The 23,163-nt window shown below is 74.0% G+C and carries 24 protein-coding genes; 17 read left to right on the forward strand and 7 right to left on the reverse strand.

Going from position 1 to position 23,163, the window contains the following annotated elements; genetic code table 11:
* Positions 1 to 24: 24 nt before the first annotated feature.
* Positions 25 to 1,242 carry an MFS transporter gene (locus ACFLFB_RS18010; RefSeq protein WP_392543543.1) on the reverse strand — a complete coding sequence of 406 codons (1,218 nt, stop codon included), beginning with the start codon at positions 1,240 to 1,242 and terminating at the stop codon, positions 25 to 27.
* 70 nt (positions 1,243 to 1,312) lie between these two features.
* On the opposite strand from ACFLFB_RS18010, the gene ACFLFB_RS18015 reads away from it, so the two are divergent.
* The gene (locus ACFLFB_RS18015) at positions 1,313 to 2,287 is read left to right on the forward strand and encodes an NADPH:quinone oxidoreductase family protein (RefSeq protein WP_392543544.1); all 975 of its coding nucleotides are present in this window, start codon (positions 1,313 to 1,315) and stop codon (positions 2,285 to 2,287) included.
* Between the two features lie 59 nt (positions 2,288 to 2,346).
* Positions 2,347 to 4,428: an NAD(+) synthase gene (locus ACFLFB_RS18020; protein ID WP_392543545.1), complete on the forward strand. Its 2,082-nt coding sequence runs from the start codon at positions 2,347 to 2,349 to the stop codon at positions 4,426 to 4,428.
* A gap of 76 nt (positions 4,429 to 4,504) precedes the next feature.
* On the opposite strand, the gene ACFLFB_RS18025 is transcribed toward ACFLFB_RS18020, so the two are convergent.
* Both ACFLFB_RS18025 and ACFLFB_RS18030 read right to left on the reverse strand, forming a co-directional pair.
* Entirely contained in the window at positions 4,505 to 5,227 is a 723-nt protein-coding gene (locus ACFLFB_RS18025; protein ID WP_392543546.1) for a DUF6624 domain-containing protein, read from the reverse strand.
* A 34-nt stretch (positions 5,228 to 5,261) separates the two neighbouring features.
* Positions 5,262 to 5,744: a GNAT family N-acetyltransferase gene (locus ACFLFB_RS18030; RefSeq protein ID WP_392543547.1), complete on the reverse strand. Its 483-nt coding sequence runs from the start codon at positions 5,742 to 5,744 to the stop codon at positions 5,262 to 5,264.
* A 38-nt stretch (positions 5,745 to 5,782) separates the two neighbouring features.
* On the opposite strand from ACFLFB_RS18030, the gene ACFLFB_RS18035 reads away from it, so the two are divergent.
* The 5 genes from ACFLFB_RS18035 (at position 5,783) to ACFLFB_RS18055 (ending at position 9,514) form a co-directional block, all read left to right on the forward strand.
* Positions 5,783 to 6,121, forward strand: a complete 339-nt coding sequence (locus tag ACFLFB_RS18035; RefSeq protein ID WP_392543548.1) for a DUF952 domain-containing protein — start codon at positions 5,783 to 5,785, stop codon at positions 6,119 to 6,121.
* A 62-nt stretch (positions 6,122 to 6,183) separates the two neighbouring features.
* A complete protein-coding gene (locus tag ACFLFB_RS18040; RefSeq protein ID WP_392543549.1) occupies positions 6,184 to 6,645 on the forward strand; it encodes a WXG100 family type VII secretion target in 462 nt (153 codons plus the stop codon).
* Entirely contained in the window at positions 6,642 to 7,478 is an 837-nt protein-coding gene (locus ACFLFB_RS18045) for a hypothetical protein (protein WP_392543550.1), read from the forward strand. The genes ACFLFB_RS18040 and ACFLFB_RS18045 overlap by 4 nt, the downstream gene beginning before the upstream one ends.
* Complete coding sequence (locus tag ACFLFB_RS18050; RefSeq protein WP_392543551.1) at positions 7,471 to 8,973, forward strand: hypothetical protein; 1,503 nt, start codon at positions 7,471 to 7,473, stop codon at positions 8,971 to 8,973. The genes ACFLFB_RS18045 and ACFLFB_RS18050 overlap by 8 nt, the downstream gene beginning before the upstream one ends.
* A 31-nt stretch (positions 8,974 to 9,004) precedes the next feature.
* Positions 9,005 to 9,514: a hypothetical protein gene (locus ACFLFB_RS18055; protein ID WP_392543552.1), complete on the forward strand. Its 510-nt coding sequence runs from the start codon at positions 9,005 to 9,007 to the stop codon at positions 9,512 to 9,514.
* On the opposite strand, the gene ACFLFB_RS18060 is transcribed toward ACFLFB_RS18055, so the two are convergent.
* Together ACFLFB_RS18060 and ACFLFB_RS18065 are read right to left on the reverse strand one after the other, a co-directional pair.
* Positions 9,511 to 10,095, reverse strand: coding sequence for a GNAT family N-acetyltransferase (locus ACFLFB_RS18060; RefSeq protein WP_392543553.1), 585 nt, complete (start codon positions 10,093 to 10,095; stop codon positions 9,511 to 9,513). The genes ACFLFB_RS18055 and ACFLFB_RS18060 overlap by 4 nt on opposite strands.
* A 101-nt stretch (positions 10,096 to 10,196) precedes the next feature.
* Entirely contained in the window at positions 10,197 to 11,909 is a 1,713-nt protein-coding gene (locus ACFLFB_RS18065; protein ID WP_392543554.1) for an aminotransferase class V-fold PLP-dependent enzyme, read from the reverse strand.
* Between the two features lie 159 nt (positions 11,910 to 12,068).
* Here ACFLFB_RS18065 and ACFLFB_RS18070 point away from each other — a divergent pair, with 159 nt between their 5' ends.
* From ACFLFB_RS18070 to ACFLFB_RS18095, 6 genes are all read left to right on the forward strand, one after another.
* Entirely contained in the window at positions 12,069 to 12,473 is a 405-nt protein-coding gene (locus ACFLFB_RS18070; protein WP_392543555.1) for a nuclear transport factor 2 family protein, read from the forward strand.
* Between the two features lie 51 nt (positions 12,474 to 12,524).
* Positions 12,525 to 13,238, forward strand: coding sequence for a hypothetical protein (locus ACFLFB_RS18075; protein WP_392543556.1), 714 nt, complete (start codon positions 12,525 to 12,527; stop codon positions 13,236 to 13,238).
* A gap of 114 nt (positions 13,239 to 13,352) precedes the next feature.
* A complete protein-coding gene (locus tag ACFLFB_RS18080) occupies positions 13,353 to 13,916 on the forward strand; it encodes a DUF2231 domain-containing protein (protein ID WP_392543557.1) in 564 nt (187 codons plus the stop codon).
* Between the two features lie 50 nt (positions 13,917 to 13,966).
* Positions 13,967 to 14,212 carry a hypothetical protein gene (locus ACFLFB_RS18085; RefSeq protein WP_392543558.1) on the forward strand — a complete coding sequence of 82 codons (246 nt, stop codon included), beginning with the start codon at positions 13,967 to 13,969 and terminating at the stop codon, positions 14,210 to 14,212.
* Between the two features lie 275 nt (positions 14,213 to 14,487).
* Positions 14,488 to 15,171, forward strand: coding sequence for a TetR family transcriptional regulator (locus ACFLFB_RS18090; RefSeq protein ID WP_392543559.1), 684 nt, complete (start codon positions 14,488 to 14,490; stop codon positions 15,169 to 15,171).
* A 30-nt stretch (positions 15,172 to 15,201) separates the two neighbouring features.
* Positions 15,202 to 17,850 (forward strand): MMPL family transporter, encoded by a 2,649-nt coding sequence (locus ACFLFB_RS18095; protein WP_392543560.1) that lies wholly within the window; start codon positions 15,202 to 15,204, stop codon positions 17,848 to 17,850.
* 77 nt (positions 17,851 to 17,927) lie between these two features.
* On the opposite strand, the gene ACFLFB_RS18100 is transcribed toward ACFLFB_RS18095, so the two are convergent.
* A complete protein-coding gene (locus ACFLFB_RS18100; RefSeq protein WP_392543561.1) occupies positions 17,928 to 18,842 on the reverse strand; it encodes a LysR family transcriptional regulator in 915 nt (304 codons plus the stop codon).
* Between the two features lie 81 nt (positions 18,843 to 18,923).
* Here ACFLFB_RS18100 and ACFLFB_RS18105 point away from each other — a divergent pair, with 81 nt between their 5' ends.
* The 3 genes from ACFLFB_RS18105 to ACFLFB_RS18115 all read left to right on the forward strand — a co-directional run bounded on the left by ACFLFB_RS18105 (position 18,924) and on the right by ACFLFB_RS18115 (position 20,966).
* Positions 18,924 to 19,091, forward strand: a complete 168-nt coding sequence (locus ACFLFB_RS18105; RefSeq protein ID WP_392543562.1) for a hypothetical protein — start codon at positions 18,924 to 18,926, stop codon at positions 19,089 to 19,091.
* Positions 19,092 to 19,380: 289 nt separating this feature from the next.
* The gene (locus tag ACFLFB_RS18110) at positions 19,381 to 19,665 is read left to right on the forward strand and encodes a BatC protein (RefSeq protein ID WP_392543563.1); all 285 of its coding nucleotides are present in this window, start codon (positions 19,381 to 19,383) and stop codon (positions 19,663 to 19,665) included.
* Entirely contained in the window at positions 19,665 to 20,966 is a 1,302-nt protein-coding gene (locus ACFLFB_RS18115; protein ID WP_392543564.1) for a cupin domain-containing protein, read from the forward strand. The genes ACFLFB_RS18110 and ACFLFB_RS18115 overlap by 1 nt, the downstream gene beginning before the upstream one ends.
* Here the strand turns inward: ACFLFB_RS18115 and ACFLFB_RS18120 are convergent.
* Entirely contained in the window at positions 20,963 to 21,943 is a 981-nt protein-coding gene (locus ACFLFB_RS18120; protein WP_392543565.1) for a LacI family DNA-binding transcriptional regulator, read from the reverse strand. The two genes, ACFLFB_RS18115 and ACFLFB_RS18120, sit on opposite strands and share 4 nt — an antisense overlap.
* Positions 21,944 to 22,336: 393 nt before the next feature.
* Between ACFLFB_RS18120 and ACFLFB_RS18125 the strand changes: the two genes are divergently transcribed.
* A complete protein-coding gene (locus ACFLFB_RS18125) occupies positions 22,337 to 23,131 on the forward strand; it encodes a 3-hydroxybutyrate dehydrogenase (RefSeq protein WP_392543566.1) in 795 nt (264 codons plus the stop codon).
* The last annotated feature ends 32 nt before the right edge of the window (positions 23,132 to 23,163 follow it).

Raw genomic sequence — 23,163 nt, forward strand, 5'->3', positions numbered from 1 at the left:
ACCCACCCGGCATCCCCGGCGGTTTCACACGCGTTCGGGGGAGACCGGGCCGGCGGGGCGGAAGGTGGCGCGGTCCGGGTGGTCGCGGCGGTGCACCAGCAGCGAGGCCCCGAGGATGAGCAGGCCCAGCGCGGCCAGCCCCACCCCGACCCACGACGGCGCGGTGTACCCGTACCCCGCCCCGATGACGACGCCGCCCACCCACGCGCCGAGGGCGTTGGCGAGGTTCAGCGCCGCGTGGTTGCTCGCGGCGGCGAGGGTCTGCGCGGTGCCGGCGACCTGCATCAGGCGCAGCTGGAGGTTGATGACGAGCACCGACGCCAGCACCGAGGTCAGCGCCAGCACGACGAGCGCCGGGACGACCCACTGCGCCACGAGCGCGAACAGGGCGAGCGAGACGCCCAGCCCACCCATGCCGATGACGACCGACCGGATGACCGACCAGTCGCCCATCCGCCCCGCGACGAGGTTGCCGACGAAGCCGGACGCGCCGAAGACGAGGAGGAACAGCGGCACCGCCGAGGCCGGAAGCCCGGTGACGTCGGTGACGGTGGGCGCGATGTAGGAGTACATGGCGAACATGCCGCCGAACCCGACCGCCCCCACCCCCAGCGTCAGCCAGACCTGGAGGCTGGTGAGCGCGCTCAGCTCGTTGCGCACCGTCTTCGTGTGGTCGCGGGCGAGGTGCGGCACCGCGTAGGCGACGAGCGCCACGGTCGCGACGCCGATCACCGCGACGAGCCAGAACGCCGTGCGCCAGCCGAGGTTCTGCCCCAGCCAGGTCGCGCCGGGCACGCCCAGCACGTTGGCGATGGGGATCCCGAGCATGACCCGCCCGACGGCCCGACCGGCCTGGCCCCGCTCGGCGAGGTCGACCGCCACCAGCGCCGCCACCCCGAAGAACGCCCCGTGCGGCAGCCCGGCGACGAACCGGGCGGCGACGAGCGTCTCGTACGAGGGCGCCAGCGCGCTGAGCACGTTCCCCACGGTGAACGCGGCCATCAGCCCCACGAGCAGCGCCTTGCGCGGCCACGTCGCCCCGAGCACGGCCAGCAGCGGGGCGCCGAGCACGACCCCCGCGGCGTACGCGGAGATGGTGTGACCCGCGGCCGGGATGTCGACCGAGACCCCGGCCGCGATCTCCGGGAGCAGTCCCATCGTGACGAACTCGGTGGTCCCGATGGCGACGCCGCCGAGGATCAGCGCGACGGTGGCGAGGGTGGCGTGGCGGGGTCGGGACACGTTCCGTCAGCGTAGTGACCCGGGTCGCGCATTCCCGATCCCGTCCACCATCGTCCCTACGATGACGACCATGCGCGCAGCCCAGGTGACCCGCCTCGACGGACCGGCCGCCATCGAGGTCGTCGACCTCCCCGAACCGGATGGCGCGGGCAAGGTCGTCATCGAGGTCGCGGCCGCCGGGATCTGCTTCCCCGACGTCCTGCTCACCCGCGGGCAGTACCAGGTGACCCCCGACCTGCCCTTCGTCCCGGGCTCGGAGGTCGCGGGGCGGGTGCGGTCGGCACCGTCGGGCAGCGGGTTCGAGGAGGGCGACCGGGTCGCCGCGTTCCCCTTCCTCGGCGGCTTCGCGGAGGTCGTGGCGGCCGACGCCCACTCGGTCTTCCCGCTGCCCGAGCGGGTCACGTACGAGCAGGGCGCGGCCCTGCCGATGAACTACCTGACCTGCCACTTCGCGCTGCGTGCGCGCGGGCGGCTGCGCGACGGCGAGACCGTCCTCGTCCACGGGGCGGCGGGCGGCATCGGGACCGCGGCGGTCCAGCTGGCGCGGGCGTGGGGCGCGCGCGTCATCGCCGTGGTCTCGTCCGACGACAAGGCGGAGGCCGCGCGCCGCGCCGGTGCGCACGAGGTGGTCGCGGCCGACGGCTTCCGCGCCGCGGTCGCCGACCTCACCGGAGGACGCGGCGTCGACGTCGTCGTCGACCCCGTGGGCGGCGACCGCTTCACCGACTCGCTGCGCTCCCTCGCGCCCGGCGGCCGGCTCCTCGTCATCGGCTTCACGGCCGGCTCGATCCCCGAGGTGAAGGTCAACCGGCTCCTGCTGAACAACCTCTCGGTCGTCGGGGTGGGCTGGGGCGCCTGGTGGACCCACCCGGCCGGACCGGGCCCGGCCTTCCTGCGCCAGCAGTGGGACGACCTCGTCCCACTGCTCGAGTCCGGCGCCCTGGACCCGGTCGTCGGCGAGGTCCGCGACCTCGACGAGGTGGCCGACGCCCTCACGGCCGTCGACGAGCGCCGCGCCGTCGGCAAGGTCCTCCTGACCCCCTGACCGGCCCGGACACCATCGACGCGGCCCGCCACGGGCAGCGTGGCCCATAGGCTCAGGGCATGGACTTCCGGAACGTCTACGCCCAGGGCTTCGCCCGGGTCGCCGCGTGCACGGTGCCCGTCGCCCTCGCCGACCCGGCCACGAACGCGCAGCGCATCCTCGAGCAGGTCCGCGCGTGCCACGACGACGGCGTCGCCGTGGCCCTGTTCCCCGAGCTGTCGCTGTCCGGGTACGCGATCGACGACCTCCTGCTCCAGGACGTCCTCCTCGACGCCGTCGACGCCGCGGTGATCACCCTCGCCGAGGCCACCGCCAAGCTGCTCCCCCTCGTCGTCGTCGGCGCCCCGCTGCGCCACGGCAACCGGCTGTTCAACTGCGCGGTCGTCATCCACCGGGGCGAGGTGCTCGGCGTCGCGCCGAAGTCGTACCTGCCCAACTACCGCGAGTTCTACGAGAAGCGCCACTTCGCCCCCGGCACCGGCCACCAGGGCGAGTTCCTCGTCCGCCCGACCTGGCCCGGTGCCGACGTCGACGGCGAGATCCCCTTCGGCCCCGACCTGCTCTTCCAGGCCGAGGACGTCACCGGCCTGACCGTCCACGCCGAGGTGTGCGAGGACATGTGGGTGCCCGTGCCGCCCAGCCACGAGGCCGCGCTGGCCGGGGCGAGCGTCCTGCTCAACCTCTCCGCCTCCCCCATCACCGTCGGCCGCGCCGAGGACCGCCACCTCCTGGCCCGCTCCGCGAGCGCCCGGTGCAACGCCGCGTACCTCTACGCCGCCGCCACCGCGGGCGAGTCGTCGACCGACCTGTCGTGGGACGGGATGACGATGGCGTACGAGGTCGGCGACCTCCTCGGCGAGTCCGAGCGGTTCCCCGACGGCCCCCGCGCCACGGTCGTCGACGTCGACCTCGACCGGCTGCGCCAGGAGCGGATGCGCCAGGGCAGCTTCGACGACAACGCCGAGGCCTACACGGCCGACGACGGCGGCTTCCGGGTCGTGCCGTTCGCCCTGCGCCCGCCGTCGGGCGACCTCGGGCTGCGCCGTGCCGTCGACCGCTTCCCCTTCGTCCCCGATGACGAGGCGCGCCTCGCGCTCGACTGCTACGAGGCCTACAACATCCAGGTCTCCGGGCTCGAGCAGCGGATGCGTGCCATCGGCGGCGGCGACCCGAAGCGGGTCCCGACCATCGTCATCGGCGTCTCCGGCGGGCTCGACTCCACCCACGCGCTCATCGTCGCCGCCAAGGCCTGCGACCGCCTCGGCCTCCCGCGCACCCACGTCCTCGGCTTCACGATGCCGGGGTTCGCCACGAGCGCGGGGACCAAGAGCAACGCCATCCACCTGATGGAGTCGCTCGGCATCACCTGGGAGGAGCTCGACATCCGTCCCGCCGCCACCCAGATGCTCAAGGACCTCGGCCACCCGTTCGGGCGCGGCGAGGAGGTCTACGACGTCACCTTCGAGAACGTCCAGGCCGGCCTGCGCACCGACTACCTGTTCCGCGCGGCCAACCAGCGTGGCGGCATCGTGCTGGGGACGGGCGACCTGTCCGAGCTGGCGCTGGGCTGGTGCACGTACGGGGTCGGCGACCAGATGTCGCACTACGGCGTCAACACGGGGGTGCCGAAGACGCTGATGCAGCACCTCATCCGGTGGGTGGTGTCGTCGGGGCAGTTCGAGGGCGAGGTCAACTCGACGCTGCTGGAGATCCTCGACCAGGAGATCAGCCCCGAGCTCGTCCCCACGAAGGAGGGCGAGAAGATCCAGTCGACCGAGGACTCCGTGGGGCCCTACAACCTCCAGGACTTCACCCTCTTCCACGTGCTGCGCCGGGGCTACCGGCCCTCGAAGATCGCCTTCCTCGCCGAGCACGCGTGGGCCGACGCCTCCGCTGGGCTCTGGCCGGCCGGGTTCCCGGAGGGATCGCGCCCCGAGTACGACCTCGCGACCATCACCCGCTGGATGGCGGTGTTCCACCGGCGGTTCTTCCAGAACCAGTTCAAGCGCTCGGCCATCCCCAACGGGCCGAAGGTCGTCGCCGGCGGGTCGCTGTCGCCGCGCGGTGACTGGCGGATGCCGTCGGACGCCGCCGCCACCGCCTGGCTCGCCGAGCTCGAGTCCACCGTCCCGAAGGCCTGACCACCTCGTGCGACTTGGGTGCGGTTCTGGACGACTCGGGCCGCGAGAACCGCACTGAAGTGGCACGAGGTCGGCGTCACTCGACCGCAGCGAGCTCCTCGAGGTAGGCGTCGATGGTCTTCAGGCCGACGGCGGCCCGGCGGACGTCGACCATCGCCGGGTCCTCGATGGGGGTGCGCGGCTCGGGGTTGCCGGCAGCGTCGCTGCCCCACTGGGTGCCGTAGACCTGTGGCTGCCCCTTCGCGACGCGCACGCGGTCGACCAGGTAGGCGTGGTCGCTCGGGTCGGCGTCACCCTTCTCGACCGCCGCCGTCATGAGGGCCAGGCCGCGCTCCTGCACGGGGAGGTCGAGGTCGGCGTGCTGGACGAGCACCCAGGCGGCGAAGGCCCCGTCGCTGCCGACGAGCCGCCAGCCGGGCCAGCCGTGCTCGTCCATGACCTCGACCATCCGGGCGGTGTTGCGGCGGTCGGTCTCGTCCCAGTCGGCGGCGAGCTCGTCGGGCGTGCGCGGGTCGCCCGGCGGGGCCTTGCCGGTGCGCACGGCCTGGTCCTGCACGAGCATCGCGAGCAGCTCGGCACGCAGCCGGGCGTCCTCCACCGGGGCGCCGCTGGGCGGCTTGTCGATGGTGACGGGTTCCGGGGCGGGCAGCCGGCTCACCGACGGCGAGGGCGACGGGCTGGCGGAGGCTGCGGCGGTGGCGCCGGCGGAGGTCGCGGCCGCGCGAGGCAGGTCGTCCGTGCGCACGCTGCAGCCGACGAGCACGAGGGCAGCCAGGGCCACGGCGGTCGCGATGACCACTCTCCCCGACCCGTGCCCCCTGGACATCGCGGCCTCAGGGTGCGAGGGCCGTCAGGGCCTCGCCGTCGAGGCGGTAGCGGATCCACTCCTCCTGCGCGACGGCACCGATGGACTCGTAGAACCCGATGCTCGGGGCGTTCCAGTCGATGACCCACCACTCGAGGCGGTGGTAGCCGCGGGTGACGCAGATGTCGGCGAGCGTCTTCAGCAGGTCCTGGCCGAGGCCCGAACCGCGGTGTGCCGGAGTCACGTACAGGTCCTCGAGCCAGATGCCGTGGGTGCCGGTCCACGTCGAGTACGACAGGAACCAGACGCTGCAGCCGACGACCTCGCCCTCGACCTCGGCGACGTGGGCGAACACCGCGGCCTCACGACCCTGCGGGAAGAGCGCCTCGCGCAGCTGCTCCTCGGTGGTGTCGACCTCGTCCAGCGCCTTCTCGTACTCGGCGAGCTCACGGATGAGGCGGAGGATGACGGGGACGTCCTCGACGGCGGCCGGACGGATGCGCTGGGTCACCCGGCGAGCGTAGCGGCGGGCGTGGGACCGTGGACCCCGTGACCGAGACGCTCTTCCACCTCGCCGAGGCGGACCAGTGGGCCCTCGCGCAGGAGTCCGGCGCCTACCGGCGCTCCACCCTGGGCCTGTCGCTCGAGGACGTCGGCTTCATCCACCTGTCGACGGACGAGCAGTGGCCGGGCGTGCTCGGGCGCTACTACACCGGGCACACGGGCGACCTCGTGCTGCTGAGCATCGACCCCGACCTCCTCGACGCCGAGCTCCGCTGGGAGGCACCGCATCCCGGCGCGTCGGAGCTGTTCCCCCACCTCTTCGGGCCGCTTCCGGTCGCCGCGGTGACGTCGACGCGCGTCCTCGAACCGCCCTTCGGCCGCTGACGCGACCCGCCGGGGACCGCTCCGCATGGCCGGGCGGCCCTCCGCGCCGGTAGCGTCAACCCATGGCACTGGGAGGGGACCCGGAGCAGATCCGCGCGCTCGCCCGGCGGATGCGTTCCGAGGCGAGCGACGTGGAGGTGACGGCGAGCCGCGTCCGGCGCGGCGACGGCGTGCAGTGGGTCGGGCTCGCGGCCGAGCGCTACCGCGAGCGCCTGCGCGACCACGCGCGCGAGATCGACGAGACCCGTGACGCCCTCACCGGTGCCGCCCGCAAGCTCGACCACCTCGCCGACACCCTCGAGGAGCGGCAGCGCCTCATCGCCGCCGCGATGAACGCCGTCGAGGACACCGTGTCCGCCGCCCGCCACACCGTCGGGCGCTTCGCCGGAGCGGTGTGGGACACCCTCACCGGCGCGGAGAAGAAGGCCGAGGAGGCCGCCCGCGACCTCCTCGACTCGGTCGGCGACCTGCCCCCGCCGGGCCACCCCGACTGGCTCGACCTCGCCCGCAGGATCGGGCGATGACGGCCCTCCTGCCCGACCGGGGCGCCCTGCGGACCCGCCTCGACGAGAGCGCGTGGGCCGCGGCCTGGAGCGCGGCCGATGAGCCGCCGGTCCCCGACTGGGCCCGCCCCCGCACCGGCGACGCCGCGGCCTGGTCAGACGCGACGGCGGCACCCGACGGCGACCTCGTCGACGCGCTCGCCACGCGGCACCGGGCCGTCCTCACCGTCGACGTCGCCACCGTCGGAGGGCGGGTCGGCGTCCTCGGCGAGCTCTCGACCGACCTCACCACGGTCCTCGGGGTCGTCCGCCGCCTCCACGTCCCTGAGGGCGGGTCGCCGAGCGCCGCCAGCGGCCTGCCCGGGGTCGAGGTCGACCTCACCACTCCCGAGCACCTCGTCGAGGAGGTCCTGCGCCTCCTCCCTCCGGCCCCGGACCCCTCCGGTCCCGACGGCCTGGCGGAGGTCGAGCTCGTCGAGGAGCACACGGTCGCCTTCGGGCGGGCGCTGCGCACCGGCGACCGGCAGACCGTCGACGCCGTCTGCTCGGACAACGGCTGGTCCACGCCTCCGGAGGTGCTCCTCGCCCTCGTCCTCGAGCTGCGCGGCTCCGCCGTCGTGACGATCCGCCGCCACGGCGCCGGCCCGCTCATCGGCCAGTGGATGCTGACGCGGCGCGGGTACGTCGAGCTCGTCCGCACCCCGCGGGCCACGGTCCGCCACGTCCCGCGGTCGGGCGAGGACATCGCCCGCACCCTCCTCACGGCCCTCACCGGTGCCGTCTCCGCGGTGCTCGCCGACGCCGCCGTCGGGGCCGGACCGACGACCGAGGACGGCGGTGGGACCGATGGGTGACGGCCTCGACGTCAGCGGTGGCGCCGGCGGGATGGCGGCCGACCTCGCCGACCTGCGCTCGCAGGCCGGGGCGATGCGCGGTGCGGGCGACGACCTCCTCGAGCGGGTCGGCCGCGTGTCGGGGGGGGCCGTCGACGGCGACGTCCTCACCGCGGCACTGGTCTGCCCGGACCTCGTGCCCGGGGTCGAGGCCGCGGTGCTGTGGGCCGCGACCGGGCCGAACGGCCTCACGGTGCGCGGCGGCGCGCTCCTGGTGAGCGGCACGCTCATCGACGCCTCGGTCACGACCTATGAGTTCGTCGACGACACCGCCAAGAAGACGTTCGACGCGCTCCAGGCGGCCACCGGCTTCGCCGCCGGGGTCGTCCTGCCGGGCGCCGTCGTCCTCGGCGGCGTCGGCCTGCTCGCCCTCTCGGTGCAGAACCCGGCCCTCGCCATCGCCCTGGCGCGCGAGGTGCAGTCGGGCGAGCTCACCGACGACGTCATGCAGACGATCTACGACAACCCCTGGCTGATGGAGGCCCTCACCCGCGGGGCGCCCGGGCTGGTGCAGGGCACGGGGTTCACGCTGTCCACGCTGCTGGGACCGGGCGGCCTCGCGCTGCTCAGCGGGCTGACCGGGGGACGCTGGCCCTCCCTCGACTACGAGACCTCCATCGCCGGGCTCATCGCCCTCGGCAACCTCGGTGGGGCCTTCGTCGACGACGGCAGCTTCACCATCGACGGCGACCCCAGCAGCACCGTCACCCTCGGCGACGGCTGGTCGCTGGACCATGCGGTCCAGGACGTCTTCACCCAGCAGGGCCTCATGGATGACGGCCAGAGCACGGAGGAGTCGGCGGAGAGCGGCCAGCTGCGCGTCATCAAGGTCCCGCAGGCCGACGGCTCGTTCGCCTACGTCGTGCAGGTCCCCGGCACCGAGGACTGGTCACCCACCCGCACCGGCAACCCGGTCGACCTCACCTCCAACGTCACCCTGATGACCGGGGGCGACTCGGTGTGGCGGCAGACCGTCATCGACGCGATCCGCGAGCAGGTGCCCCCGGGCTCCCCCGTGATGCTCACCGGCCACAGCCAGGGCGGCATCACGGCGGCGAGCATCGCCAGCGATCCGGCCGTGGTGCGCGAGCTGAACATCCAGAGCGTCGTCACGGGCGGCTCGCCGATCGGGCGCTTCGACATCGACCCGAGCGTGTCGGTCCTGTCGGTGGAGCACGAGCAGGACCCGGTGCCGATGCTCGACGGCACCTCAAACCCGGACGCGCCCAACTGGACCACGGTCCGTCGCGACCTGCCCGACGAGCTGGCCGGAGGGTCGGCCGACAGCCCGCCCAACCCCGGCAACGCCCACGCCACGAAGAACTACGTCACCACCGGTGCGATGATCGACGGCAGCGACGACCCCTCGATCGAGGCGTGGCGCGAGCAGAACGCGAAGTTCTTCACCGGCTCCGGTCCGGTCGAGGCCTCCCGCTACGACGTCGTCCGCCACTGACCCGAGCCGAACCCATCCCAGGACCATGATGATGCCGACCCGCCTCTCCCGCACCGGTCGCCGCACCGCGGGCGCGGCCGCCGCCGTGGTGGTGGCCCTCGGGCTCGTGGGATGCACCGGGGACCCGGTCCCGCCGAAGGAGAGCGCCATCACCGCCTACACGCCGGTCCCGGACGACCAGCTCTTCGACCGGGTCCGCGACCTTCCCGGGGTCACCGGAGCCAAGGTCTCCTTCCGCGACAACCTCACCGACGGGGCGCTGTACAGCGGCGCCCTCGTCAGCGACGGGACGCAGAACCCCTACGCCGTCCTCGATGCCGCCGCTGCCGTGCTGCGCCAGGGCCGCCCGCGCGCCGGCATCCTGCTCACGGTCGAGGTCCCCCGTGAGGGAGAGGTCCCGGTGCAGTACACGAGCACCTCACTGCTCGATCTCACCGTCCTCGACCCGCTCACGGCGCGGTACGGGCCGCAGCCCGGGTCGGGCGAACCGCCCACGGCGACACCGGTGCCCACGCCGAGCGGCTGGACCCCGGCGCCCTAGCGACCCAGCCGGGTGAGCTGCTGGCCATCGGCGTCGAAGTTCCCCGGGTCGAGCCACGCGTCGAGACGGCGCCGCAGGGCAGGCCACTCGGCGTCGGTGACCGACCACCACGCGGTGTCCCGGTTGCGGCCCTTGGTGACCACGGCGTTCCGGAACACGCCCTCGAACGTGTACCCGAGCCGCTCGGCCGCCGCCATCGACGGCGCGTTGAGGGCGTCGCACTTCCACTCCAGCCGGCGGTACCCGAGGTCGTCGAGGACGTGGCCCATGAGGAGGCGCTGGGCCTGCGTCGACCCGGCGGTCCGCCGTAGAGGAGTCCCGAGGATCACCGCCCCGATCTCGACCGTCCCGTTCGCGGGGTCGATCCGCATCAGGCTGAGCACCCCTGCGGCAGAACCGTTCACGAGGACGCAGTACGCGACGGTCGACGGGTCAGAGGCCATGGCGTCGATGATCGCCGCGGTCTCGTGCGGGCCGGTCGGCCGCTCCATCGGGAGGTAGGTCCAGTCGGCCTCGGCCGTCCCCTCCCAGGCGTCCCAGAGGTCCGCGGCGTCGTCGGCCACGACGGGGCGCAGGGTCACGAGCTCCCCGACCAGCGTGGCGCCGGGCGGGAAGGGTGCGCCCTGCCAGCCCGGGACCGGATCCCCGACCGGTTGCCCGACGTCGTTGTGGCGCAACGCCATCAGGGCGTGAGCGCCGTGGCCGGGAGGTCGAACCAGCGCAGGTGCTCGAAGTCGGCCGACATCTCGGCGCGGACCGACAGGTCGGGCGGGGTCGCCGCGGCGAGGATGCGGGCGCCGTCGGCGAGCTGCTCGGCGAGGACGTCCTCGCCGGCCCGCGCGTGGCCGCGCGGCACCTCCATCGATCCGTCGTCGGTGTAGCGCACCGCACCCAGGCGGATCGGCGGCTCGACGACACCGTCGCGGTGCCGCCAGCGGCCGGTGAGCGGGTCGAAGAGGTAGTCGCCGAGCAGCCGCCACCCGTCGCGCGCGACCAGGCGCACGGCCTCGACGACGTAGTCGGCCACCGTGTCGGAGATGAAGTAGTTGAAGTTCACCCGCACCCAGCCGGGCTTGATGCCCTCGCAGCCGCCGGTGATCTCGCGCTCGAACTCGTGGCTGCGCTCGAGGTCGATGCCGAGCAGGCGGTGTCCGTACGGTCCGGCGCACGAGCAGCCGCCGCGCGCCTGGACCCCGAACAGGTCGTTGAGCAGCGCGACGACGTAGTTGTGGTGCAGGTACTGCCCCGACGGCGCCCGGACGACGAACGAGACGATCGACAGCCGCGGGGCGTCGAGGTTGCCGAGGATCTCGATGCCCGGCTCCGCCCTCCACGCCGCGACCGCCCGCGAGAGGAAGTGCTCCTCGCGTGAGCGGATCGTCTCCACTCCCACGGCCTCCTTGAGCTGGAAGACCAGCCCCGCGCGCACCGACTCGATGATCGCGGGCGTGCCGCCCTCCTCGCGGTGGGCGGGGTCGGCGAGGTAGGCGTGGTCCTCGGGGTTGACGTAGGCGACGGTCCCGCCGCCGGGGACGACCGGGACGCGGTTGGTGAACAGCTCGCGGCGGGCGGCGAGGACGCCGGGTGTCGACGGCCCGCCGATGAACTTGTGCGGCGAGAGGAAGATCGCGTCCTTGTAGGCGAGCGGGTCGCCGTCGACCGGGGCCGTCATCTCGATGTCGACGTACGGCGCCGCGGCCGCGAAGTCCCAGAAGGCGAGCGCGCCGTGGGCGTGGAGCATCGCCGAGATGCCGTAGGTGTCGCTGACGATGCCCGTGACGTTCGAGGCCGCGCTGAACGACCCGATGACGAGGGGACGGTCGGCGAACTGCTCGAGGCGCTCCCTCAGGTCCTCGTGGCAGACCCCGCCGTCGGCGTCCTGGCGGATGGCGACGACGTCGGCGACGCACTCGCGCCACTGCACCTCGTTCGAGTGGTGCTCGTAGGGCCCGATGAGGACGACCGGCCGCTGGTCGGCGGGGACGTGGCGCGCGAGGTCCCACCGGTCCTCGAGGTTGGAGGGGATCCGCAGCCCGAGGACGCCGATCAGCTTGTCGATGGCGCCCGTGCACCCCGACCCCGTGAACAGGACCACCGTGTCGTCGTCGCCGTGCACCCCCTCGGTGATGATGCGGCGCGCGTCCTCGCGCAGGCGGGTGGTCTGCAGGCCGGTGCCGCTGCTCTCGGTGTGGGTGTTGGCGTACCCGGGGAGCACCTCGTCGCGGATGAAGTCCTCGATGAAGGTCAGCGCCCGACCGCTCGCGGTGTAGTCGGCGTAGGTGACGCGACGGCGGCCGTAGGGGGTCTCCATCACGTGGTCCTCGCCGATGACGGAGGACCGGATGAGCTGGAGCAGGGCCTCGGCCCGGCCCGGTGCGTCGTTGCTGCCGTGCATGCCCCACAGGCTCCCACGGTGCGGCTCTGGTGGCGGTCAGGGTGGGTGCGGGTCCGCCTCACATCCGAGACGCGGCGCGGCAGACTGGGGACAGGCCATCGAGTGGGTCGAGACCTGACGACCTCGCCAGCGGCGTCGCGCAGGCGTACGGTCCGTGGCATGGGCTCGATCCACGAGCGGATCGTCGCGGCGCAGAACGCGCGCGACCCCGTGTCGTTCGCCGCCCTGTTCTCCCAGGACTACGTCAGCGAGCAGCCGGCCCACCCCGGTCGCGCCTTCACCGGCCGCGCCCAGGTGCTCGAGAACTGGACCGGTGTCTTCGGCGGCGTCCCCGACTTCCGCGCCGAGCTCGTCGCCACGGCCACCTCCGGTGACGTCGAGTGGGGCGAGGTGAGCTGGTCCGGCACCCACGTCGACGGGTCGGCGTTCGCCATGCGGGGCGTCGTCATCGCCACCGTGCACGACGGCCTCATCGCCTCGGCCCGGCTCTTCGTCGAGCCGGTGGAGGCCGGCGGCGACATCGCCGAGGCCGTGGACGAGCTGTACCACCCGCCGTCGGAGTAGCGTCCGTCGTGGCAGGTCAAGAGCCGTTCCGTGGTCGGCACAGGAGGTCGGATGGCACGCGACGTGCTCGACGAGGAGCGCGGCCACCGCAGGTCGGGTGAGGGAGAGCACCGCCTGCCCCCCACCGTCGCCGTGATCGTGGCGATCGTGGCTTACGCCCTGCTGCCACAACCCCTGCTCGTCGGCCCGCGCTTTGCGATCCCGGTCGTCGAGGCGCTGCTCCTCGTCTCGCTCGTGGTCGTCAACCCGGTGCGGGTCGTCCGGTCGAACCGCTGGGCGCGCTGGGTGTCGGTCGTCCTCGCGCTCGTCGTCATCGGGGCGAACCTCGTCGCGCTCGGGATGCTCGTGGGCACCCTGGGCTCCGACGAGGACCCCAAGGGCCTGCTGCTCGGCGGTGTCCAGGTGTGGCTGACGAACGTCATCGGGTTCGCGCTCCTCTACTGGGAGCTCGACCGCGGCGGGCCCGTCGCACGGCACCGCTCGCGGCGCGACCAGCTGCCACCCGCCGACTGGCGGTTCTCGCAGGACGAGAACTCCGGCGCGGTCAGCGAGGTCGCGGCGACGGCGAGCGCCCGCAGCGGGTGGATCCCCGAGTTCGTCGACTACCTGTACCTGTCGGTGACGAACTCCAGCGCCTTCAGCCCGACCGACACGATGCCGCTGAGCACGCGCGCCAAGCTGCTCATGGCGATGCAGTCGACCGCCGCGCTGGCGATCTCCCTGCTCATCGTCGCGCGGGCCGTGGGGTCGCTCGGCGGGGGCTGAGGGGCGGGCGTCCGTGTCGGCATCCTCCGTGGACGGCGCGCACCGGACGCGACGAGGAGGCCGCTGCGGTCGTACGGTGCGGGTGGACGGTCGTGTCGTCGGAGGAGGAAACGGATGAGCTCGCTCGAGAAGGCTCCGCCCCAGGTGTCACTGCTGCTGCGCCTCGAGGAGCTCTCCGCCCTCGATGGCGCGGTCGCCGCCATCGAGCCGACGATCCGCTCGACCTTCGGGTCGGGGGCTCGCGGGCAGGTGCTGCGCGGCGACTGGCTGGGGCACGCGCTCCATCCGGTGCTCACCGACTTCGTGCTGGGGTCGTGGACCTCGGCGACCCTGCTCGACCTCGTCGGCGGCAAGAGCTCGCGCGGCGCCGCGCAGCAGCTGGTGGGCGCGAGCCTGTTCGCCGTCGGCCCGACGGCATGGACCGGCTGGGCGCAGTGGTCGGAGGCCGGGACGCGCGACAAGCGGGTCGGGCTCGTGCACGCCGTGACCAACGGGCTCGCCATCGGCCTCTACGCGGCCTCGTACGTCTCCCGCAAGCGCGGCCGTCACGAGGCCGGGGCGCGGTTCGGCCTCGCCGGGGCGACGGCTGCTGCGGTCGGCGGCTTCCTCGGCGGTCATTTGTCGGCGGCACGCAAGGTCGGGACGCACCACCCGGCGTTCGACGGCACCACCGGCTGATTCGGCGAAGGGGTCGACAGGTCCGTTCGGCGGGTGCCACGCTGTGGCGCATGCGCACCATCCGGATGCAGGCCGCCGCCGTCGGGCTCGCCCTCGGTGTGGTCCTGTCCCTGCCGGCGCTCGTGGTCCTGGTGATCGTCACCGAGGACGCCGCCCAGGCCGTGGGAGCCTGGCCTGCCGTGGCGGTGCCCCTCTGGGTGCTGGGCACGGGGCTCGGCCTCCTCTTGGGCCGACGCCGCCACATCGTCCCGGCCTCGGCCCAGCGCCTCGCGACGCCGGGCGACATCTCCGCCTGACCCGTCCACCCGTCGGGAGTCCGTCGGTTCGAGGTGTTCCGGCGGTGCGCCATGCCGGCCGAACACCTCGACCCACTGCATGACCCTGCCGGGTCGAGGTGAAACTCCACCTCCACAGCGTCGACTTCCACCTCGAATCGGCGCACACCCCCGCCGGGTCGAGGTGAAGATCTACCGCCACAGGGTCGGGTTTCACCTCGAATCGCGGGATCGTGACCGGATGCATGGTCGTGCAGTTTTGCACTGGCGTGCATCCAAGGCGTACGCTGGCGTCCATGACCATCCACCGCACGCGCTCCGTCGAGGGCGACCGCTGCTCCGTCGTGGCCGCGGCGACCTCGCTGCGCGACCGCAAGCGCGACGAGACCCGCCGCTCGCTGGCGGCCGCGGCCTACGGCATCGTCCGCGACGAGGGCGTCGAGGCCCTCACCGCCGAGTCCGTCGCCGACCGCGCCGGCGTCTCGCGCCGCACCTTCTTCAACTACTTCCCCAGCGTCGACTCCGTGCTCACCGCGAGCATCGCCGAGTTCTTCGACTCCATCGGGGACCGGCTCGAGGCCCGACCGGCCGACGAGGACGTCCTCGACAGCGCGCTGGCCGTCATCAGCAACCCGAGCGACGTCGAGCTCCTCGAGCGCATCGCCGTCATCGCCCGCGCGGCCGAGGTCTCCACCCACGCCCGCGGCCTCTGCCTCGTCGAGCTGCACGAGTGGCTCGACTGGCTGGAGGGCTGGCTGCGCGGTCGCCTGCCCGAGGGGACCGACGACCTCGTCATCGCCACCACGGCATCAACCCTCGTCGGCGCGGCCGAGGCCGCGTTCCGCGTCTGGGCCCGGGCCGCCGCCACCCCCGGCGCCGACCCGCTCGACCTGCGCTCCACCGTCACCACCGCCCTCGACCTCCTGCGCACCGGGCTCGACCCGCAGCGCACCGGCCGCGTCGCCGCGCGGACCTCCTGACCTCCTTCACCCCCATCGGGAAGGCTCCCCATGTCCTCCGTCCTGTACCGCCTCGGCCGCTGGTGCGCCACGCACGCCTGGCGCGTCATCGCCATCTGGGTCGTCCTGCTGACCGCCGTCGGCGCGGCCGCCGGCACCCTCGGCAATCCCCTCAGCAGCCGGATCACCATCCCGGACACCCAGTTCCAGCGCGTCCTCGACACCCTCGGCCGGGAGATCCCGGAGGCCGCGGGCGGGTTCGCCACGGTCGTCCTCCAGAGCGACGACGGCGCCTTCACCGACGCCCAGCGCCAGACCGTCAAGGACGTCCTCGCGACGTGGCGCGAGGTCCCCCACGTCACCCGCGTCATCGACCCCTTCGACGCGCAGGCGCAGCTCGACGACTCAGGGACCTCGCTGGAGACCGCGAAGACGAAGCTCGCCGACGGCGCCGCGAAGCTCGAGAAGGGCCGCGCCCAGCTGAACGACGGCAAGCTCCGGCTCGCCGGCGGCGAGGCGCTCCTCGCCCAGCTCGAGAAGGCCAACCCCGACGACCCCTCCATCCCCGCCCTGCGCACCCAGGTCGAGGACGGCCGCGCGCAGCTCGCGAAGGCCGAGGCCGACCTCACCAAGGGCGAGACCGACCTCGCCGCGGGGCGGGCCCAGTACGTCGACGGCTCCGCCGTGCGCGCCGCCTCCGGCGGGACGGGCCTGGTGAGCGAGGACGGCACGGTCGCGGTCACCCAGCTCCAGTTCGACGACGCGCCCCAGTCGGTGCCGCTCGAGGACCGCGAGAAGGTCCCCGCCGCCGCGGCCGAGCAGCTCGAGGCCGCCGGCATCACCGCGCACTACAGCGTGGAGATCACCCAGGACGTCGCGCTCGTCGGCCCCGGCGAGATCCTCGGCCTCACGGTGGCGATCCTCGTGCTCGTCGTCGTGCTCGGAAGCCTCGTCGCCGCGGGGCTCCCGCTGCTCGTCGCCCTCCTCGGCGTCGGCGTGGGCCTCGGCTCGGCGATGGCCCTGACCGCCGTGGTCGACCTCAACCAGACGACGCCGGCGCTCGCCCTCATGCTCGGGCTCGCGGTCGGCATCGACTACGCCCTCTTCATCGTCAACCGGCACCGCGCCTCGCTGCTCGCCGGCATGGACCCCGTCGAGTCGATCGGCCGGGCCGTGGGCACCGCGGGCAGCGCGGTCGTCTTCGCCGGCACCACGGTCGTCATCGCGCTCGCCGCCCTGACCCTGTCGGGGATGCCGATCCTCGCCGAGATGGGCCTCGTCGCCGCCGGCACGGTCGCCGTGTCGGTCGTCGTCGCGGTGACCGTGAGCCCGGCGGTGCTGCGGCTCATGGGCCCGCGCGTGGTCTCGAAGCGCGGCTGGCGCAAGGCCGGATACGCCACGCCCGGCGTACTGACCACGCGGGAGACCGCCGGCCACGCCTCCGACGAAGAGCACGGCGGCTGGTACGTCCGCGTGGTCACCGCCCGCCCGTGGCTCACGGTGCTCGGCGTCGTGGCAGTGCTCGGCACGGCGGCCATCCCGGTGGCCTCGATGCAGCTCGGCCTCCCCGACGGCGGCGCCGAGCCGAAGGGCTCGTCGGCGCAGCTCGCGTACTCCACCATCGGCGACGCCTTCGGCCCCGGCATGAACGGCCCGGTCATCGCCGTCGCGACCCTCCCCGAGGCCGGCCGCCCCACCACCGACGCCGAGGTCCTGCACGAGCAGGCACGGATCGCCACCGCCCTCAAGGACGTCGAGGGCGTGCGCAGCGTCCTGCCGTTCGGCGTCAGCGACGACAAGGACACCCTGGCGTTCCAGATCGTCCCCACCACCGGCCCCGCCGACCCCGCGACGAAGGAGACGGTGGACCGCATCACCTTCGCCACGGGCACCCTCGCGCGGCACAGCGGCGTCGAGGTCGGCCTCACCGGCCAGACCGTGGCGAACATCGAGCTGTCCGAGCGGATGGCCGCGGCGCTCCCGGGCTACCTGCTCGTCGTCGTGGGGCTCTCGGTCGTCATCCTCGTGCTCGTCTTCCGGTCGGTCGTCGTGCCGCTCGTGGCGACCGGCGGGTTCCTCCTGTCGATCGGCGCGGCCTTCGGTGCCACCGTCGCCGTGCACCAATGGGGTTGGGCCGGAAGCTTCTTCGGGGTCAACCACCCCGGGCCGATCCTCGCGTTCGGGCCGATCATCCTCATCGGCGTGCTCTTCGGCCTGGCCATGGACTACCAGATGTTCCTCGTCTCCGGGATGCACGAGGCCCGCGCCCACGGGCAGGACAGCCGCACCGCGGTGCGCACCGGGTTCGTCCACGGCGCCAAGGTCGTCACGGCCGCCGCGGTCATCATGTTCTCGGTGTTCCTCGGCTTCGCGTACAGCCACCTGGCGATGGTCCGGCCGATCGGGTTCGGGCTGGCCGTGGGCGTCATCGTCGACGCCGTGCTCGTCCGGATGACGCTGACGCCCGCCGTCATGCACCTGCTCGGCGACCGAGCCTGGTACCTGCCGCGCTGGCTCGACCGGCTCCTGCCCGACCTCGACGTCGAGGGGCTCAAGCTCTCCGAGCGCCTCGCGTCCGGCGAGCTCGGCCGGCCCGCGGCCTCCACGCAGCCCCCGGCCCGGCCCGAGGCCGACGCCGCAGCCGAGGGGGAGGCCGAGGCCGAGGCGTCATCCGAGCCGGAGCCCGCCCGCACCTCCTGACCCTCTTCGACTGATTGCGCTGAACCCACGCCCGGGACGCCCCCGAGCGTGGGTTCAGCGCACTCAGTCGCGGGTTGTCAGCGGGGGAGGGCGCGGCGCGGCATCGCGCTCGGGTGCTTGATGAGGTCGGTGAGCAGCGCCACGGCCCGGTCGGCGGCGGGGTTGCTCGTCCCGTCGTCGCGCACCAGGGCGGCGAGGTGCCGCACCGGCGCCGGGGGCTCGAGGGCGACCCGCACCACGCTGGCCGGCAGGCTGCGGGCGGCCAGGCCCGGCATCACCGACACCCCGATGCCCGCCCCGACGAAGCCGATCGCCGTGTAGTGGTCCTGCGCCTGCACGGTGAACCGCGGCCGGAACCCCGCTGCGGCACAGGCCGCCACGAGCAACCGGTGCCCGAAGGCCTTCGCGTAGTCGTTGCTGACCCACGTCTCGCCGCGCAGCGCCGCCAGCGGGATGGCCGCCTCCTCGGCGAGCGCGTGTCCGCGGGGCAGGACCGCCACGTACTGGTCGTCGATGAGGTCGATCCGGTTGTACCCCTGCGGAACCGGCGCGTCGGGCGGGTCGATGACGAGGTCGATGTCGGGGCGTGGGCCCCGGTGCTCGACCTCGGTGAGGACGAGCTCGAGGACGAGGTCGGGGTACTCGTTGGTCAGCCGCTTGACGAGCGAGGGCATCCACGCGGCGCCGGCCGACGCGAAGTACCCGATGGTCAGCCTCCCTGACCGCCCGTCGCGCAGGTCCTGCACCACCTGGTCGAGCCGGCCCCACTGGCTCATCACCTCGTCGGTCTGGGCGTCGAGGACGAGGGCCGCCTCGGTGGGGACGATCCCCCGCCCGGCGCGCTGGAACAGGGTCAGCCCGGTCTCCTTCTGCAGGGACTGGAGGTGCTGCGACACCGCCGAGGACGTCAGCCCCAGGTTGTCGGCGGCGGCCTGGACGGAGCCGCTCGCGACGACGGAGCGGAAGATGCGGAGGCGATGGGGGTCGAGCATGGATGAATCTTAAGCCAGACTGCACGACCCCTAAGCAAAGTCGCGTTGTGCTGAACAGTTTTGTCCTCCACCATTGAGGACATGAACACCGCAACCCTCTCCGTCCAGAAGGCTCGTGCCCTCGCCGCCCAGTTCCGCACCAGCCGCCACAACGGCCGCAGCTGGAGCCAGCACTCCGACCGCGACCTCGTGCGCGAGTCGCAGGAGCTCTACCTCATGGCGCAGGCCACCGCCCCCCGCATGTACTGACCGCAGCACCCCGCACCACCCGCCCGGCACGCGCCACCGACGCCGCCGCCGGGCTGCGACGTCACCCGGTCGCACCGCATCCTGACCCTCACGCCACGACCTGGCGGGGGGTCAGTGTCGTTTCCGGGGGTCCTCGCAGGTCAGCACCGGTCAGCGCCGGTCAGCGCCGGTCAGCGCCCGTGTCGAAGCCCGTGTCGGCCTGCGCGCAAAGGCCCGCCACGCCATCGCGGGTGCAAGGCTCGACGCCAGGCGGCGCCGCCCCGGTGCCGACACGACAGGAGGGCGCGACATGAGCGACATCCAGGGCGAGGACCCCACGCAGACCGAGGGCCCGGCCGACGCCGGAGCCGGTGACCTCGGGGCGCCGGGCGAGCACGACGGGGGCGCCGACGGCGGCGCCGGGGGCGACACGGAAGGTCCCGCCGACAGCGGCGTGGGCGACCCGGGCACCCCGGACGAGCACGACGGCGGCGCCGACGGTGGCGCCGAGGGCCCGGCCGACGCCGGAGCCGGCGACGCGGCCACCCCCGGTGAGCACGACGGCGGCGCCGACGGCGGGGCGGACGCCTCCTGATGAACCCGTCCGCCGACGCCCGCTCCGCGACACCCGTCGCGGGCCCGGGCGCGGTTCCGGACGCCCTCGAGCCCACGACCGGAGCCGCACGCCCCGGCCGTGGGCTCGGGGCCTTCGTCGGCGTCCCGCGCGAGACGTTCGCGCGCGAGCACTGGGGCCGCGCGCCGCTGCTCACCCGCTCGCAGGACCTCCCGGCACCCACCCACGGCTTCGGCCCCGCCGCGGTCGACGAGCTGCTCTCCTCTCGGGCGCTGCGCACCCCGTTCCTGCGGATGGCGCGCGACGGCGCCACCCTGCCCGACGCCGCGTTCACCCTCGGTGGGGGCGTCGGTGCCGCCATCGGCGACCAGGTGAGCGAGGACAAGGTCCTGCGCCAGTTCGCCGAGGGCGCGACGATCGTCCTCCAGGCCCTCCACCGCACCTGGGCGCCGGTCGCCCGCACGGCTCGCGAGCTCGCCGCCGACCTCGGCCACCCGGTGCAGGTCAACGCCTACGTCACCCCGCCGCAGAACCGTGGCTTCGACGACCACTACGACGTCCACGACGTGCTCGTCGTCCAGGTGGCCGGCGAGAAGCACTGGAGCGTGCGGCCGCCCGTCATCGAGGCGCCGCTGCGCACCCAGCCCTGGACCGACCGCCGTGAGGACGTCGCACGCGCCGCCGGGGCCGGCCCCGTCATCGACGCCGTCCTGCGCCCCGGCGACTGCCTCTACCTCCCCCGCGGCTGGCTGCACTCGGCCACGGCGCTCGGCGGGGTCAGCACCCACCTGACCTTCGGCGTCCACACCTGGACGGTCCGCCACCTCCTCGACGACCTGCTGCACGCCGCCACCACCCACCTCGACGACGACCCGGCCGCCCGCGCGTCCCTGCCCCTCGGGGTCGACGTCCTCGACCCGATGACGCCCGCCCGCCACCGCGAGGCCGTGCGTGCCGCCCTCGAGGCTGCCCTGGACGCCGTGTCCGACGACGACCTCGCCCGCCTCCTCGCCGCCCGGGGACGGGGTGCCCAGCGGGCCGAACCCCTCGGGGTGCTCGACCAGCACGCGGCCGCCGAGCGCACGCACGCCCATGCCTGGCGGGTCCGTGACGGCCTCGCCGCCCGGTGGGAGGGCGACACACTCGTCACGCGGGTGGCCCGCGTCGACGTGCCCCCGACCGCCCGCGATGCCGTGCGCGTCGTCCTCGCCGGCGACCTCGACCCCGCCCGGCTGCACCCCGACGACCTGCGGCGCCTCGTCCTCGCGGGCGTCCTCCTCCCGGCCGACGGTGGCGCCGGCCCTGCGGCCCCGCTCCCCTAGCTCGAGCCCCGCACCACGAGGGTCGTCGGGAGGACGGTCTCCGCCGCGACCACCTGCCCGGCGATCCGCGCGAGGAGGAGGTCGGCCATCACCGCGCCCATCTCCTCCACCGGCTGCCGGACGGTGCTCAGCTCGGGGTCGGTGTGCCGGCAGACGGGGGCGTCGTCGAAGCCCACGAGGGAGACGTCGAGCGGCACCCGCAGCCCGGCCCCGCGCAGCACCCGCAGGGCCCCGGTGGCCATGAGGTCGGAGGCCGCGAACACCCCGTCGGGCGGTGGCCCGGCCGCGAGGAGGCCGCGCATCGCGGCCTCGCCGCTGCGCTCGCTGTAGTCGCCCTCGACGACCCGCAGGTCGGCGGGATCGAGGCCGGCGGCCGACCACGCCTCGCGGGCGCCCGCGAGGCGGTCGACGCCCGACGACATGTCCTGCGGCCCCGTGATGACGGCGACCGCCCGGCGGCCCCGCTCGACGAGGTGCGCGACGGCGGCCCGCCCACCCTCGTGGTTCGCTGCGTCGACGACGCAGGCCGGGCGCCGCTGGGCGGGGCGGCCCGCGCACACGGTGGGCACGCCCCGGGCCTCGAGGACGTCGGGGAGGTCGTCGTCGGCGTGCAGCGACAGCAGGAGAGCCCCGTCGGCGTGGCGGTCGGTGAGGTAGTCCAGGACGCGGGCCCGCTCACGCGGCCGACCGGCCATCATCAGGAGGAGCTGGACGGGCGTGGACCCCAGGCGTTCGCCGATGCCGCGCACCGCCGCGGCGAAGTAGGGGTCGCCGAAGAGGCGGTCGCCGTCCTCGGAGACGACGAGGGCCACGGTGTCGGTGCGCCGGGTGACGAGGGAGCGGGCGGCGCGGTTGGGGACGTAGCCGAGCTCGTCGACGGCCCGCAGGACCGCGGCCCGGGCCGACTCGGAGACGTGGGGCGAACCGTTGACGACGCGGGAGGCCGTGCCCCGACCGACGCCGGCCCGGCGGGCCACCTCGTCGATCGTGGGGGGCCGCCCGGCACCCGTGCCGCTGCCGGGTTCCCGGTCGGCCTCGGCACGGGTGCCAGACGGTGCGGGACGGGACGGCCGCGGTCGAGCTGCGTCCGTGCTCCGCGTGGGAGCGCTCCCATCCACCACGGGACAGTTCTCCCACACGGGTGCAGCGGCCGTCCAGCGTTGTCCACCGTCCGTGTCGAAACCGTGACTCGGCCCCGCCCCGGCGGGTGGCTCACCCGTCGAGAGGAGGCGACACGCAGACGCCCGCCCCCACCGGTCTGCGTGGTGCCTCCTCTCGACCGGTGGCGGCTGCGCCGCACAGGGGTTCGGCGGGATTGTGTGCGGCGCCCACATGAAGGGGCGCTGACCGCCCGCCTAGCGTCCATGGACATGGCCGACGCACGCGACGACGCATCCCGGCAGCTCCTCGCGGGGCTCCTCCCCGACCTCGACGGGCGCACCGCCCTCGTCACGGGGGCCGCGAGCGGCATCGGGCTCGCCGTCGCCCGGGCGCTCGCGATCCAGGGCGCCAAGGTCCACGCCGTCGACCGTGACGCCGCGGGCCTCGAGGCCCTGGCCGACCTCGACCTCGTCACCCCCCTGACCGCCGACCTCTCCGACCTCGACGGCCTCACCGCCCTCCCCACCGACATCGACGTCCTCGTCAACAACGCCGGCGTCCAGCACGTCGCCCCGCTCGAGGACTTCCCGGTCGACCGCTTCGACCTCATCCACCGCCTGATGCTCGCGGCCCCCTTCCGGCTCGTGCGGCAGTCGCTGCCCCACATGTACGCCAACGGCTGGGGCCGGGTCGTCAACGTGTCGAGCGTCCACGGGCTGCGGGCCAGCGCCTTCAAGGCGGCCTACGTCAGCGCCAAGCACGGGCTCGAGGGGCTGTCGAAGGTCGTCGCCCTCGAGGGCGGCCCGAAGGGCGTGACGTCGAACTGCGTCAACCCCGCGTACGTCCGCACCCCGCTGGTGGAGAAGCAGGTCGCCGACCAGGCGCGCACCCACGGCATCGAGGAGTCCGAGGTCCTCGAGGACGTCATGCTCGCCCCCGTGGCGGTCAAGCGGCTCGTGGAGCCGGAGGAGGTGGCGAGCCTCGTCCTCTTCCTCTGCGGGCCTGCCGCGGCCTCGGTGAACGGCGCGTCCCTGACCATGGACGGCGGGTGGACGGCGCACTGAGCGCGGCCGCCCCCACCCGGGGACCGCGACCC

Source organism: Oryzobacter telluris, from assembly GCF_043099285.1.
GTDB lineage: Bacteria > Actinomycetota > Actinomycetes > Actinomycetales > Dermatophilaceae > Oryzobacter > Oryzobacter telluris.